The organism is Novacetimonas sp. GS1, from assembly GCF_036686925.1.
In the GTDB taxonomy this organism is placed as follows: Bacteria; Pseudomonadota; Alphaproteobacteria; order Acetobacterales; family Acetobacteraceae; genus Novacetimonas; species Novacetimonas hansenii.
In genome coordinates this window covers 1337949-1349895 of sequence record NZ_VSZP01000001.1, presented here as the reverse complement: position 1 = coordinate 1349895, position 11947 = coordinate 1337949, and the positions used below count along the sequence as shown (strand labels likewise).

The window sequence follows — 11947 nt, the reverse complement described above, 5'->3', positions numbered from 1 at the left end:
AGCCCCACACAAACACAACAGCATGGCGGGTGTCCCCCTCCCTGCACCCCATGATGACTTTCGAAGGCATTTCATGATGAACGAGACTTCACCCCCCGTCTTTCCCGAACCCGGCGCACCGGTGCCCGATTTCGACATGGCGGCAAGCCATGACCGCCATGTCAGCCTGTCGGCACTGCGGGGCAAGCCGTTCGTCCTGTATTTCTATCCCAAGGCGAATACGTCGGGCTGCACCAAGGAAGCCTGTGGCTTTCAGGAAGCTCTGTCGGACCTGGGCAAGGAAGACGGCATCACCGTCATTGGCGTGTCACGCGATGCCATGCCCGCAATCGAGAAATTCGCGGATGCACAGAACCTGTCCTTCCCCCTGGCCTCCGACGCCACAGGCGCGGTGACGGAGGCCTATGGCGTATGGATCGAAAAATCCATGTATGGCCGGACCTATATGGGGATCGAACGCGCGACCTTCCTGGTCGATGCGCAGGGCCGGCTGGTGCAGGCATGGCGCAAGGTCAAGGTGACGGGCCACGTCGCCGCCGTGATGAAGGCCGTCCACGCCCTGCGCGCCGGAAAGTGAGCGGACACGCACGACCGGCAACCTGATGGGCGGCGACCTGATGGACTGGCACCTGATGGGCTGCCACTGACTGCCCGATACCGCCCCCGCCGCATGCATCAGTAAGGCGGCGGCCCGTAATACCCGCCGCCATAACCACCATACGGACCCGGCGGCGGCGGAGGGGGCGGCCCATAGGCCATCGGTGGGGCGTAATACATCATTGGGCGGGGCGGCGGCGGGGGTGGCGGCGGCGGGCCATAGGCGTTCATGACGGCGCCTTCGACCATTCCACCCACCAGTCCGCCGACAAGTCCCCCCACAAACGCATCACCCGCGCCCCTGTGGGCCTGTGCCATGGATGGGGCGGCAAACAGCATCCCCCCCACCACCGGCACAACCATCATTATCCGCATAAAACCGCGCATGCCCCTGAAACTCCCTTGACCCATGCCGTCGGGGGACGGCCGTGGGAACAGGTAACATCGCGGTCATGGCGATTTGCAGGCACGTCCCGCCCCTTTCGCGCCATAAACCCGCGCGGGCGCGTCTCCCTGCCCCCTCGCGCATGGGGGCATCGGGAAAATATCCGGAAAAAGCAGCCGTTATAAACCGCCAGTCCTTATCGGACAGGCAGATTGTCCAGACGGGCCAGAAACCCGCCCTCAGGGGTTGGCGGCCCGGACTTCCTTCAGGCCGGAGGGCACATCGAACGTGGTGGAATCCTGTGGCGCGGTATCTATGGTGGTGGCCTGGACCATCACCTTGCCATCGCGCACGACCTGCAACATGACACCATCATCGGTATAGCAGATCTCGCTTTGGCGCTGGTCGGTATCGCTGGTCTGCCACAGGGTACAGGCATGGCCTGCCACCGTCGCGCTGCCGGTACGCAGCCATGTGCCTTCCGCCCGGCGTGACGGATCGACAGAGGCCGCACCCGGCGCGGGAACAATGGTCCTGATCCGCCGGTCCGGGTCGATCACCGTCAGCGTCTTCGCCCGGTAATCGGTAATCATATAGGTATCGGTATTGCCCGGGTCGATACGTTGCGTCATCCGTGCCTCTGACCAGCGCATGCGCTGTTTGAGCGACATCTGCGATGCATGGGGCGGATAGATCGTATAGGTCACGTCCACATCGTGCTGTGGGGTGACAAAGGGACTTTTTTGCGCCGTGGTATCAGTGGTATCGGCGGCATGCACGCCACCAGCAGGCAGGGTTGCCAGCACACCTGCCACCGCACTGGCAAGGCAGGCGCGCATGACGGGTCCGAAACGGCGTGTCGCTGATGTCATGTTCATTTCTTTTCCCCTCCCTTCGGGGTGCCGGGCGGTGGTGGCGGGTCAATGCGACGGTAATTCGCAGGGGGCTGGAACATATCGAGGGCAATGGGCCCGTACACTACATGCACGGCCTCGATCCGTCCCTTCAGCCCATCGCCATCGACCCCGACCTCACGCAGGATCACGCCGTCCTCCGTCACGCAGGCGACGGCGGTGCCCTGGTCGGTGCGCACGTCCCATTCGGTGCATGCCACCCCCGCGATACTGGATGTGCCCTTGCGCGAAAATGACATGGACAGGTCCAGCAGGAACGGGTTGCTGATACCATAACGGGCATCCAGCTGACTGTAGATCTTCTGCGTGTTGATGATGATCGTGACCTGGCGGGTCATGCGATTGAGGACCGTCTCCCCCATTCCCTGCGGGCTGTCGATTCGCATCAGGCCGCCATTCTGGGCGAACCATGTTCGCACCCGCTTGGGTTCGGGCATGCCATCAGGCTGCACGTCGTAATCGACCTGCACATCGCGCGTGGGTGTCAGGGGGGGATGTTCGCCCACGGGGGGGATGGTGGCGTCCTGCGGCGGGGCCGTGCCCTGCGCCTGCGCCAGGCCACGGCCCATGCCCGATACCAGCAGCGCCGACAGCAGCGCCAGACGCCACGCCACCGCGCGACGTGGGGCGGCAGGCGCTTTATCATGCATAAACACTGCTTCCATCATGGTTTTCCCCCATCGTGATGTCGCGCTGACCCAACCCCGCAGGACGGGCCGTGTCAACCTCCGGCACGGATTGCATGCATGGCTGCCGCGATTTCGGGACCATGATCGACACCGGGCCATGACGCCTGCATTGCAATGGCATGGCCAAGCTGGCGCTTGTAGTGCGCTGCCGGAATCTCCAGCCCGCCAAACGTCGCGAGGTGGGATGTGCCGAACTGCGTGTCAAGCAACCCGTATCCCCCCACCCGCAACCGCGCCACAAGATGCACCAGCGCAACCTTGGAGGCATCGCGTTCACGGCTGAACATGCTTTCACCAAAGAACGCACCCCCGATGGACACGCCATACAGGCCACCGACCATCCGCCCGTCGCGCCATGCCTCCACGCTGTGGGCATATCCCATGTCATGCAGCGCGCAGAACAGGTCGATGATCCGCGTGTTGATCCATGTCTGTTCCCGCCCCGGTGCGGGTTGCGCGCATGCGATGATGGTGGCGCGGAAATCACGGTCCGAGACGACCTCGAACCGGCCGGACATGACCGTACGGTACAGCCTGCGCGGCACGTGAAACCCGTCAAGCGGCAAAACCCCACGCATCGGCGGGTCATACCATTCCAGTTCCGCCGACCCCGCGTCGGGCGCCATGGGGAACAGGCCGATGCAATAGGCACGGATCATCAGATCTGGCGTGATCTCCAGCACTTCCCCTTGACCCGTCATGATCTTCGGATAACCCTCCCGCTTGCACCGTAACCGGACCTCACGTCCCGCGTCATAGGGCCGGAGCCCGCTTGCGGACAAGCCGCCAATCGCCATTCTGTTAACAAGGGAAGACGTTTTACCATGCCCCCTCCTCGTCCCCGCCTGCTCCTTGGCCAGCGCCAGACGCCTGCCGTGATGGCGCGCCTGCAAAAGGATTTCACCCTGTTCGCCATCCCTGAAACGCAGATGACGCCAACGGAGCTTGTCACGGCGGCACGGGAATTCGCGCCAGAGGCCATCATGGTGTCCTCCCCCCTGCCAATACGCGCGACAGACGTAGCACAGCTTCCGCCATCCGTGCGCGTCATCGCCACCGTCAGCGTGGGGACAGACCATCTCGACATTCCCGCCATCCTCGGACGCGGGATCGCGCTGAGCAATACGCCCGATGTCCTGACAGACTGTAATGCGGACCTTGCACTCATGCTGATCCTTGCCGCGTCGCGGCGGGCTGCGGAATATCGCGACCTGATGAAACAGGGCTGGGGACGTGGGCTGGCGATGGATGAAATGCTGGGTGTTCGCGTGACGGGCAAGACGCTGGGCATCATCGGCATGGGGCGCATCGGGCGTGCGGTGGCGCAGCGCGCACGGGGGTTCGGCATGAAAATCCTGTATTCCAACCGTCGCCGCCTTGGCGCCGAAGACGAACATGGCGCGCAGTATTTCGCAACGCCGGAAGAAATGTTGCCCCATTGCGACATCCTGTCGCTGCATCTGCCGGCATCGGCGGCATCGGACGGCATGATCAACGCGCGGATGCTGGCGCTGTTGCCGCGCGGTGCGATTTTCGTCAATGCCGCACGCGGCGCGCTGGTGGATGAACAGGCATTGATCGCCGCCCTGCGTGATGGACAGATCGCGGCGGCGGGCCTGGATGTGTTCCGTAACGAACCCACCCCGGACCGGCGGCTGCTGGACCTGCCCAATGTCTTCGCGACACCACATGTCGGCAGCGCCACGATGGAAACCCGCACCGACATGGGCATGCTGGCGGTGGATAATATCGAGGCGGCATTGGCCAACCGGCCGCTGCCCACACCTGTTACAGCCTGAAGGACGGACGGATCATGGGTATCGCGGGTGTATTCCTCGCCTTCATGGCGGGAACCTATGTCACCGAAGTCATTTTCCCCCACATGTCGGGTTACTGCCGGACGCTGGAGGGATTTTACCTGGCGTTCGCGATGGTCGCGCTGGTGCTGGGCATCACGCGGCGCGATCGCACCCCCACCGTGCCGGATGCGGCGGGAAAATAATTCTCCCCTCCGGCGGTGACATGACGCACCGCCGGAGGGGGATGGAGATATCAGGCCTGCACGCCTGCCGCCGCCTGGGTTGCGACATGGGTGCGCATGTCCTGCGCGGTGCGCCGCACCTCCGGCCCGAATTCACGCTCCAGCCGACGGATGGTGAAATGGGCCTGCGCCACCGCACGGTAATGCGCAAGGAAGGCGGAATTGAGCGATGCGCCACACAGCGCGCCCGCCACCGGCATCATCTGCACCGCGAGCTTGCGCGACAGGCCAAGGCCGTAATGGGTCGCGACCTCGCTGATCAGCATGACGACCGGACGCCCCCGCAGCATCGCGCGGGCAGAGAAATATCCAAGCTCGCTTTCCTGATCGCGCGCGGCGAATGGAAACGCCCGTAATGCGAACACTTCGAGGCAGGCCGTCCGCGCCTCTGCCGTGGACAGGTCCTCGCCCTGTTCACGGGCGATTCGCGCGATTTCGCGCATGATGGTCATGGTGGTGAACCCGACATCGGCCACCAGTCCCGGCAGTCCCGTAAAGCCGCCCACCGCGCCCGACACCGCCACCGCCGTGCGGATCGCCGGGTCGCGCCATTGCGACAGGGCGCCGGGTTCGGCACGGGCGTCCTCGGTCGGTTTCATGCCAAGGATGGCAGCATCAAACGCACGCGTGATCGCGGATTCCGCCACGGACTGGAGCTTTGCCTGAAAGGCGGGCGCCATGCCAAGGCTGCGCACACCCAGCCGCGCCGCCTGTCCCACCGCGCCGCCCATCAGGTCCGCAAGGCGGACAATCACGCCACGCCCACTCTCCACACGCTCAAGTGCCTGCTGGAGTTCGGTCATCGACGTGCTGTCCAATGCCATCGGCGCCAACTCGCTTCCGGTACCTATACTCATTGCCATGCCCCTTTGCCTGATGGTGCCGTGTGGTCGCGCTGTCCATGCCCTGTCCACCGGCATCCCCGCCGCACATCGCCGTGCTGGGCCGGGACACCGGCGGGCGCATGCACGCTGACCGGTCTGCTGGTTTTGAACATCATACCATGCCTTTGGCAATTCGCCTGCCGCCGGGCGGCCCCGCGTAAAAAGCCGGGCCACCGTGCAACATCAACGCGCAAGGCGGGAAAATCGCCGCCCTGCACGCCGTTGCGCCACCCTTAACTACTCAAGCGGTACCACCAATAAGACCGGGGGAGGGCACACCCGGCCCATCATGCCGCCCATCCCCCCATCCGGCACAGATGGGACCAGTGCGCATCCGACACCGGCACAACAGACAGGCGCGACTGCCGCACCAGCGCAAGGTCGGACAGAACGGGGTCTGCCTTGATCCGTGCCAGCGTGACAGGGGTGGGCATCGGTCCCACCGCACGCACATCGACACAGATCCATCCCCCCTGCGGGGCGGTCGGGTCGGGATAGGCCGCGCGCACGATTTCCACCACGCCCACGATTTCCCGCCCGACATTGGAGTGATAGAAAAATGCCAGGTCGCCCACGGCCATCGCCATCAGGTTCTTCTTTGCCTGATGGTTGCGCACCCCCGTCCAGGGTTCGACATTATTGGCAACCTGTTCATCCCATGAGAACGCATCAGGTTCCGATTTCACCAGCCAGTAGGCCATGCCCGTTTCATTCCACCCGCGCGCCATCACGAAAAACTGAACGGAACGGACGGATGACCACGCTCTCGAACAGGTCGGCCTTGGCATACGGGTCGCCCGCGGCAAAGCCTTCGGCGGCGGCACGGTCGGCCACCTCAATCAGCAGAAAACTGCCGCACGGACGGTTATCCGCATCAAGGATCGGCCCCCCCTGCACCAGTCGCTCGCGATAGGTTTCAAGATAGGCCAGATGGCGCGTGCGCGTGGCCTGGCGGGTTTCATGGGAGGCGGGTTTGTCAGTACAAATAATCGCGAACAGCATGTTTTTCTCCTCTTTGCACGGCCCCGCGCCTTGTCTGGACAGGACTGGCCGTGTCTTTTTTGACACGATAGTGTAGAGCAGGAAAACACAAGCACACGCACATGTGCCAAGAGACTGGTTTTTTGCGGATCCCTTCCCCTTATTGACGGGTGCCCCACGGCACGGATGGACTCAGACCTTGAACGCGACGCAGAGCCTTACCGCACGGACAGGCAACCTCTTTCATCGCTATGCCAATCCCGGCCGCTTCCTGCGGCTTGGCGCACGCCTGCAGCCATGGCTGACATGGCCCGCCCTTGTGCTGTCCATTGCCGGACTGGTGTGGGGGCTGTTCCTGTCACCTGCCGACTGGCAACAGGGGGACAGCGTGCGGATCATGTATGTCCATGTGCCCACCGCATGGCTGGCATCGTCCGGTTATATGGGGCTTGCCGTATGCTCGCTGCTCTCCCTCGTGTGGCGCCATCCGCTGGCGGACCTTGCGGCCGTGGAAATCGGGCCGGTGGGTGCGGCCATCACCGCCGTGTGCCTTGCGACCGGGTCCCTGTGGGGCAAGCCGATGTGGGGAACATGGTGGGTATGGGATGCCCGGCTGACATCGGTGCTGGTCCTGTTTTTCCTCTATCTTGGCCATATTGCCCTGATTCGCGCGTTTGACGAACCACAACGTGGTTACCGCGCCGCCGCGATCCTGGGGCTGGCGGGGGCGATCGACCTGCCGATCATCAAATTCAGCGTGCAGTGGTGGAACACCCTGCACCAGCCAGACAGCATCACCGTAACCGGCGCCCCCACGATGTCCACCTCCATGCTATGGCCGCTTGCGGTCGTGACGCTGGGCTTTACGCTGGGTTTCGGGGCCATCGTGCTGGCGCGCCTGCGGGCCGCCGTCATGGAAAGCCGCATCCGCACCGCCCTGGCCGCGAACCGGGGCCGACAGGACACCTCCACCGGTAACGCCACATGACCCATCTTCCTTATATCATCGCGGCCTATGGCCTGACGCTTGGCGTGGCCATCGTCCTTTCTGTCAACGCCGCACTGCGCCTGCGCCGGGCGCGGGCGCGCCTGGCCACGATCGAACGCCCCGGCCGCGCCGCCCGCACACCGGGACGCCCGGCATGACGCGCAAGACGCGCCGGCTGTGGCTGGTGGTTGCGTGCCTGATCGGACTGGGTTCGGCGGCCGCACTGACGCTGAATGCATTTTCGTCCAACATCGTCTTTTTCATGGCGCCATCGCAGGTGCATATGAAACCACCGCCAAAGGACCGGACCATCCGCCTTGGCGGCATGGTCGTCGCAGGCAGTGTGCGACAGGAAAAGGTGAAGGACACGCCCGTTGCGATCTTTGACGTCACCGACGGGCAGGACGCCGTAAGCGTGCGGTATGAAGGCATCCTGCCCGACCTGTTCCGCGAGGGGCAGTCCGTGGTGGCCGTGGGCACGATCAATCCTGATGGCACGATGCGCGCGACCGAAGTGCTTGCCAAGCATGATGAGACCTACATGCCCAAGGAAGTGGCCGAGGAACTGAAGCGCACCGGCAAATGGGACCCGCGTTACGGCAAGGCCCCCGATGCCGCAAGCTGGAACACCATGACCGCCAAGGACGCGCCCGCGAAGGCGTCCGACCCCACGCAGCACGGAAGCTGATTGCCGCAATGAATCCGGAACTTGGAAATTTTGCCCTGGCGCTGGCCTGCGGGATCGCCGCCGGGCAGGCCATCCTGCCCCTGATCGGCGCGCAACGCCGCGACCCGCGCCTGATGGCGCTTGCCCCCGCGCTGGCGGTGGGACAGATGCTGTGCCTCATCACGTCGTTCGCCTGCCTGATCCATGCGGCGATCACCAATGACTTCTCGGTCCAGAATGTCGCGGCCAACAGCGCGGTGGACAAGCCGCTGCTGTACAAGATTACCGGCGTATGGGGCAATCACGAGGGATCGGTCCTGTTGTGGGCGATGATCCTGTCAATCTGTGGCGGTGCGGTGGCGCTGTTCGGGCGTAACCTGCCCTCCGCCCTGCAGGCGCGCGTGATCGCGGTGCTTGGCGGGGTTGCGGCGGGGTTTGAACTGTTCTGCCTGCTGACCTCCAACCCGTTTGCCCGCGTCTGGCCCGCGCCAATGGATGGGCAGGGCATGAACCCGCTGTTGCAGGATCCCGGCCTCGCGTTCCATCCCCCCATTCTCTATACCGGTTATGTCGGGTTCGCCGTGCCGTTCGCCTTTGCCATCGCCGCCCTTATGGAAGGGCGCGTGGATGCGGCATGGGGGCGCTGGGTACGGCCATGGGCGGTCGCGGCATGGTGCTTCCTGACCTGCGGCATCGCACTGGGGTCATGGTGGTCCTATTATGTGCTGGGCTGGGGTGGTTACTGGTTCTGGGACCCGGTGGAGAATGCTTCGCTTATCCCATGGCTGACGGGCACCGCGCTGGTGCATTCCGCCATTGTCGTGGAAAAGCGTGAGGGGTTGAAGATCTGGACGGTGCTGCTTGCGATCGGCACGTTCTCCTTCTCGCTGTCGGGCACGTTCCTCGTGCGTTCGGGCATTCTCAATTCCGTGCATGCCTTTGCCAATGATCCGGCGCGCGGCATCTTCATCCTTGGCCTGCTGGCGCTGGTCATCGGGGGGTCACTTCTGCTGTTCGCCATGCGTGCGCCGCAACTGACGACCGGCGGCCTGTTCGCCCCAGTCTCACGCGAGGGGCTGTTGGTTCTCAACAACATCCTGCTGTGTTCGATCTGCGCCGTGGTTCTGACGGGCACGATGTACCCGCCGTTCATGTCGCTCCTGTTCGGCAAAACGATTTCGGTGGGCAAGCCGTTTTTTGACGCGACCACCATCCCGCTTGCCATCCCGTTGATGGCGTTCATGGGCTTTGGCCCGATGATGCCGTGGAAACGTGCGCATATGTGGCCGGTGCTGCGTCGCCTGTGGTGGGCGGCGGCGCTGGCGCTGGTCGCGCTGGTGATCGCGGTGGTGCGCATGCGCGACATCCTGCCGATCCTTGCGACGGCGCTTGCGGTCTGGGTCATCGCCAGCAGCGCCACCGACATTGTCGAGCGCCTGCGCCTGTTCCGCCAGCCCCTGTCCGCCAGCCTGCTGCGCGCGCGCAGCCTGCCGCGCGCGGTGTTTGGCGCGGCGCTGGCGCATGCGGGTGTGGGGGTGACTGTCCTTGGCCTTGCCGGAATGTCACAGGCCAGCCACCGCATTGTCGAAGTGCATATCGGCCAGACCGAGATGCTGGCCGGTGATGCCTGGACCCTGACGGACGTGCGTAATGCCAAGGGGCCGAATTACGACGCCATGATCGCCACGATCGAGGTACGTCACAATGGCCGGCTGGTCACGACGCTGCACCCGGCCAAGCGGACCTTTGCCAGCCAGCACCAGACCACGACCGAGGTTGCGATCCATACCAACCTGATTTCCGATACCTATGGCGTGCTGGGCGACAAGCATGGCACGGATGCAAATCCAACTTATGTCCTGCGCCTGCACCACAACCCGCTGGCGCCGTGGATGTGGCTGGGTGGTCTGGTCATGGCCATTGGCGGCGCGCTGTCGCTGTCGGACCGCCGGATGCGTGTGGGCGCGCCGCGCCGGGCGCATGCGGCCAATATGGTGACACCGGCATGAACGACACCACGCCCCCCCCTTCCCCCGCGCGGCGGCGGCTGCTGATGGCGACACCCCTTGTCCTTGCCGGGGCGACCGGGGTTGCCTTCTGGCGGATGCTGTCGGGCATGTCGCATGGGTCATTCGACCCGCATGACATCCATGCCCCTGTCCTGAACAAGCCGGTGCCGGATTTCACCCTGCCGGACCAGCCGCCGTCACAGGGATTTGGCGCCGCCGACCTGCGTGCGCTCAGGACACCGGTGCTGGTCAACTACTTCGCATCATGGTGCATCCCCTGTGTCGCGGAAATGCCGACCCTGAATACGCTGAAGGCGCAGGTGCCGATATGGGGCATCGCGTACAAGGATAAACCCGAACATGCTCTGGGCTTTGTGGAGCGCGCGGGCAATCCTTATGCCCGCATCGCCGCCGATCGCGACGGACTGGCGGCGATCGACTGGGGCGTGTCAGGGGTGCCGGAAACCTTCCTGATCGGGCCGGGGGGGATCATCCGCTGGCACTCCGCCTCCCCCATTACGGAGGAATTGATCCGCACGACCATCCTGCCCCTGGTGGATCGCCTGAAACAATGACAGTCCGTATCCTGCGACGCGCGCTGCTCGCGCTGACCCTGTGTCTTGCACTGCTGCCTCTGGTGGCTGGCGCCGTGGATGACCCGTCCGAAATGCTGCCCGACCCGGCACAGGAACAGCGTGCCGAGGCGATCGGCGCACAGTTGCGCTGTCTTGTCTGTCAAAACGAATCGATCGAGGACAGCAGCGCCGACCTGGCGCGTGACCTGCGTCATGTGGTGCGCGAACACGTGGCCAAGGGCGAAAGCAACAAGCAGGTCATGGACTGGATGGTTGAGCGTTATGGCAATTTCATCCGGCTGCGCCCCCCCTTGACCATCGGCACGCTGCTGTTGTGGCTGATGCCGGTCCTGGCGCTTCTGGTGGGGGTGATGGTGGCATTGCGTGCCTTCCGCCGCCCCAGAACGTCCGCCCCTCCGCCCCTGACCGACGCCGAGCGCGCACGGTTGGATGACCTGACCCGACCGCGCTGAGAAAATCATGATCTGGATTGGTATCTTCCTGCTCTGCGCAATCGCGCTGCTGCCCTGCCTCATTTCCCTGCGCAGGACGACATTGCTGCGTGATGAACGTGAAAGCGCCTTCGCCCTGCATCAGGCACAGATGGTCGAACTTGACCGTGACCTGGCCGAAGGGCTGATTGCACCGACCGAACGTGACAGCGCCCGCCTGGAAATCCAGCGTCGCCTGCTGGGTTCGGACAACATGGCCGTCCCTGCAGCACGAAAAGGATGCTCGACACTGGCGATTGCGGGGGGACTGCTGGCACTGCCTTTGTTGTCGGTGGGGCTTTACCTCACCTGTGGGCATCCCTCCATGCCTGCGATGCCGCTGGCCCCGCGCCTTGCGGCGGCGGAAAAAGCAGATCATCGCAATGACGACCTGATAAACCGCCTGCGCGACAGCCTGCAGCACATACCCGCCGACGACCCGAACCGTTTCCAGGGATATGTCCTGCTGGGACAGGCCGAGGCCGCGCGTGACCATTACGCCGCTGCCGCGCAGGCATGGCGTGAAGCCATTGCCGTCAGGTTCGAACCCGAACTGGCCGCCCGCGCGGCAGAGGCACAGACAATGGCGGATGGTGGCCATATCTCTGCCGAGACGGCAGACCTTTACCGTCGCGCGCTGGATGCGGCGCCAGCGGATGCACCATGGCGCATGGCAGTGCAGCAGCGCATCGCCCAATCCGAACACCAGTAACCGGATGGGACCTA

Annotated in this window: 17 protein-coding genes; 10 read left to right on the top strand and 7 right to left on the bottom strand. The window is 64.2% G+C overall.

The annotated features are described in order from the left end of the window. Positions 1-73: 73 nt before the first annotated feature. Positions 74-577: a peroxiredoxin gene (locus FYB92_RS06200; RefSeq protein ID WP_003621165.1), complete on the top strand. Its 504-nt coding sequence runs from the start codon at positions 74-76 to the stop codon at positions 575-577. Between the two features lie 98 nt (positions 578-675). Here FYB92_RS06200 and FYB92_RS06195 read toward each other — a convergent pair whose 3' ends face one another. From FYB92_RS06195 to aat, 4 genes are all read right to left on the bottom strand, one after another. Then, the gene (locus tag FYB92_RS06195; RefSeq protein ID WP_003621167.1) at positions 676-984 is read right to left on the bottom strand and encodes a hypothetical protein; all 309 of its coding nucleotides are present in this window, start codon (positions 982-984) and stop codon (positions 676-678) included. A gap of 237 nt (positions 985-1221) precedes the next feature. Continuing rightward, complete coding sequence (locus tag FYB92_RS06190) at positions 1222-1860, bottom strand: hypothetical protein (protein WP_332828361.1); 639 nt, start codon at positions 1858-1860, stop codon at positions 1222-1224. Further along, on the bottom strand, positions 1857-2546 hold the full coding sequence (locus FYB92_RS06185; protein ID WP_003621171.1) for a hypothetical protein: 690 nt from the start codon (positions 2544-2546) through the stop codon (positions 1857-1859). Before FYB92_RS06185 ends, FYB92_RS06190 begins: the two co-directional genes overlap by 4 nt. A 71-nt stretch (positions 2547-2617) precedes the next feature. Continuing rightward, positions 2618-3286, bottom strand: coding sequence for a leucyl/phenylalanyl-tRNA--protein transferase (aat, locus tag FYB92_RS06180; RefSeq protein WP_040512536.1), 669 nt, complete (start codon positions 3284-3286; stop codon positions 2618-2620). A 123-nt stretch (positions 3287-3409) separates the two neighbouring features. Here aat and FYB92_RS06175 point away from each other — a divergent pair, with 123 nt between their 5' ends. Further along, positions 3410-4384 (top strand): D-glycerate dehydrogenase, encoded by a 975-nt coding sequence (locus FYB92_RS06175; RefSeq protein ID WP_332828360.1) that lies wholly within the window; start codon positions 3410-3412, stop codon positions 4382-4384. 14 nt (positions 4385-4398) lie between these two features. Further along, a complete protein-coding gene (locus FYB92_RS06170; protein ID WP_003621177.1) occupies positions 4399-4587 on the top strand; it encodes a hypothetical protein in 189 nt (62 codons plus the stop codon). A gap of 50 nt (positions 4588-4637) precedes the next feature. On the opposite strand, the gene FYB92_RS06165 is transcribed toward FYB92_RS06170, so the two are convergent. The 3 genes from FYB92_RS06165 to FYB92_RS06155 form a co-directional block, all read right to left on the bottom strand. Further along, on the bottom strand, positions 4638-5483 hold the full coding sequence (locus FYB92_RS06165; RefSeq protein WP_062809155.1) for an EcsC family protein: 846 nt from the start codon (positions 5481-5483) through the stop codon (positions 4638-4640). Positions 5484-5797: 314 nt separating this feature from the next. Further along, positions 5798-6211 carry an EVE domain-containing protein gene (locus FYB92_RS06160; protein ID WP_332828359.1) on the bottom strand — a complete coding sequence of 138 codons (414 nt, stop codon included), beginning with the start codon at positions 6209-6211 and terminating at the stop codon, positions 5798-5800. Between the two features lie 7 nt (positions 6212-6218). Continuing rightward, entirely contained in the window at positions 6219-6512 is a 294-nt protein-coding gene (locus FYB92_RS06155) for a YciI family protein (protein ID WP_003621184.1), read from the bottom strand. Positions 6513-6690: 178 nt separating this feature from the next. Here FYB92_RS06155 and FYB92_RS06150 point away from each other — a divergent pair, with 178 nt between their 5' ends. Genes FYB92_RS06150 through ccmI form a run of 7 tightly spaced genes read left to right on the top strand, consistent with a single transcriptional unit; the run spans position 6691 to position 11933 of the window. Then, positions 6691-7479 (top strand): heme ABC transporter permease, encoded by a 789-nt coding sequence (locus FYB92_RS06150; protein WP_003621187.1) that lies wholly within the window; start codon positions 6691-6693, stop codon positions 7477-7479. Next, complete coding sequence (ccmD, locus tag FYB92_RS06145) at positions 7476-7637, top strand: heme exporter protein CcmD (RefSeq protein ID WP_003621189.1); 162 nt, start codon at positions 7476-7478, stop codon at positions 7635-7637. The genes FYB92_RS06150 and ccmD overlap by 4 nt, the downstream gene beginning before the upstream one ends. Then, positions 7634-8167 carry a cytochrome c maturation protein CcmE gene (ccmE, locus tag FYB92_RS06140; protein ID WP_003621192.1) on the top strand — a complete coding sequence of 178 codons (534 nt, stop codon included), beginning with the start codon at positions 7634-7636 and terminating at the stop codon, positions 8165-8167. The genes ccmD and ccmE overlap by 4 nt, the downstream gene beginning before the upstream one ends. Before the next feature lie 8 nt (positions 8168-8175). Further along, positions 8176-10155, top strand: coding sequence for a heme lyase CcmF/NrfE family subunit (locus FYB92_RS06135; protein ID WP_062809157.1), 1980 nt, complete (start codon positions 8176-8178; stop codon positions 10153-10155). After that, on the top strand, positions 10152-10730 hold the full coding sequence (locus FYB92_RS06130; RefSeq protein ID WP_332828358.1) for a DsbE family thiol:disulfide interchange protein: 579 nt from the start codon (positions 10152-10154) through the stop codon (positions 10728-10730). Before FYB92_RS06135 ends, FYB92_RS06130 begins: the two co-directional genes overlap by 4 nt. Continuing rightward, on the top strand, positions 10727-11203 hold the full coding sequence (locus tag FYB92_RS06125; RefSeq protein WP_003621197.1) for a cytochrome c-type biogenesis protein: 477 nt from the start codon (positions 10727-10729) through the stop codon (positions 11201-11203). The genes FYB92_RS06130 and FYB92_RS06125 overlap by 4 nt, the downstream gene beginning before the upstream one ends. A 7-nt stretch (positions 11204-11210) precedes the next feature. Beyond that, on the top strand, positions 11211-11933 hold the full coding sequence (gene ccmI / locus FYB92_RS06120; protein ID WP_003621199.1) for a c-type cytochrome biogenesis protein CcmI: 723 nt from the start codon (positions 11211-11213) through the stop codon (positions 11931-11933). Positions 11934-11947 lie beyond the last annotated feature (14 nt).

Excerpts from the sequence above, each read along its gene's own strand:
- FYB92_RS06165 (WP_062809155.1), bottom strand. The coding sequence starts at position 5,483 with ATGAGTATAGGTACCGGAAGCGAGTTGGCGCCGATGGCATTGGACAGC.
- FYB92_RS06185 (WP_003621171.1), bottom strand. The coding sequence starts at position 2,546 with ATGCATGATAAAGCGCCTGCCGCCCCACGTCGCGCGGTGGCGTGGCGT.
- FYB92_RS06195 (WP_003621167.1), bottom strand. The coding sequence starts at position 984 with ATGCGCGGTTTTATGCGGATAATGATGGTTGTGCCGGTGGTGGGGGGG.
- aat (WP_040512536.1), bottom strand. The coding sequence starts at position 3,286 with ATGACGGGTCAAGGGGAAGTGCTGGAGATCACGCCAGATCTGATGATC.
- FYB92_RS06170 (WP_003621177.1), top strand. The coding sequence starts at position 4,399 with ATGGGTATCGCGGGTGTATTCCTCGCCTTCATGGCGGGAACCTATGTC.
- FYB92_RS06160 (WP_332828359.1), bottom strand. The coding sequence starts at position 6,211 with ATGGCCTACTGGCTGGTGAAATCGGAACCTGATGCGTTCTCATGGGAT.
- FYB92_RS06125 (WP_003621197.1), top strand. The coding sequence starts at position 10,727 with ATGACAGTCCGTATCCTGCGACGCGCGCTGCTCGCGCTGACCCTGTGT.
- FYB92_RS06175 (WP_332828360.1), top strand. The coding sequence starts at position 3,410 with ATGCCCCCTCCTCGTCCCCGCCTGCTCCTTGGCCAGCGCCAGACGCCT.
- ccmE (WP_003621192.1), top strand. The coding sequence starts at position 7,634 with ATGACGCGCAAGACGCGCCGGCTGTGGCTGGTGGTTGCGTGCCTGATC.
- FYB92_RS06155 (WP_003621184.1), bottom strand. The coding sequence starts at position 6,512 with ATGCTGTTCGCGATTATTTGTACTGACAAACCCGCCTCCCATGAAACC.
- FYB92_RS06190 (WP_332828361.1), bottom strand. The coding sequence starts at position 1,860 with ATGAACATGACATCAGCGACACGCCGTTTCGGACCCGTCATGCGCGCC.
- ccmD (WP_003621189.1), top strand. The coding sequence starts at position 7,476 with ATGACCCATCTTCCTTATATCATCGCGGCCTATGGCCTGACGCTTGGC.
- FYB92_RS06200 (WP_003621165.1), top strand. The coding sequence starts at position 74 with ATGATGAACGAGACTTCACCCCCCGTCTTTCCCGAACCCGGCGCACCG.
- FYB92_RS06130 (WP_332828358.1), top strand. The coding sequence starts at position 10,152 with ATGAACGACACCACGCCCCCCCCTTCCCCCGCGCGGCGGCGGCTGCTG.
- FYB92_RS06135 (WP_062809157.1), top strand. The coding sequence starts at position 8,176 with ATGAATCCGGAACTTGGAAATTTTGCCCTGGCGCTGGCCTGCGGGATC.
- ccmI (WP_003621199.1), top strand. The coding sequence starts at position 11,211 with ATGATCTGGATTGGTATCTTCCTGCTCTGCGCAATCGCGCTGCTGCCC.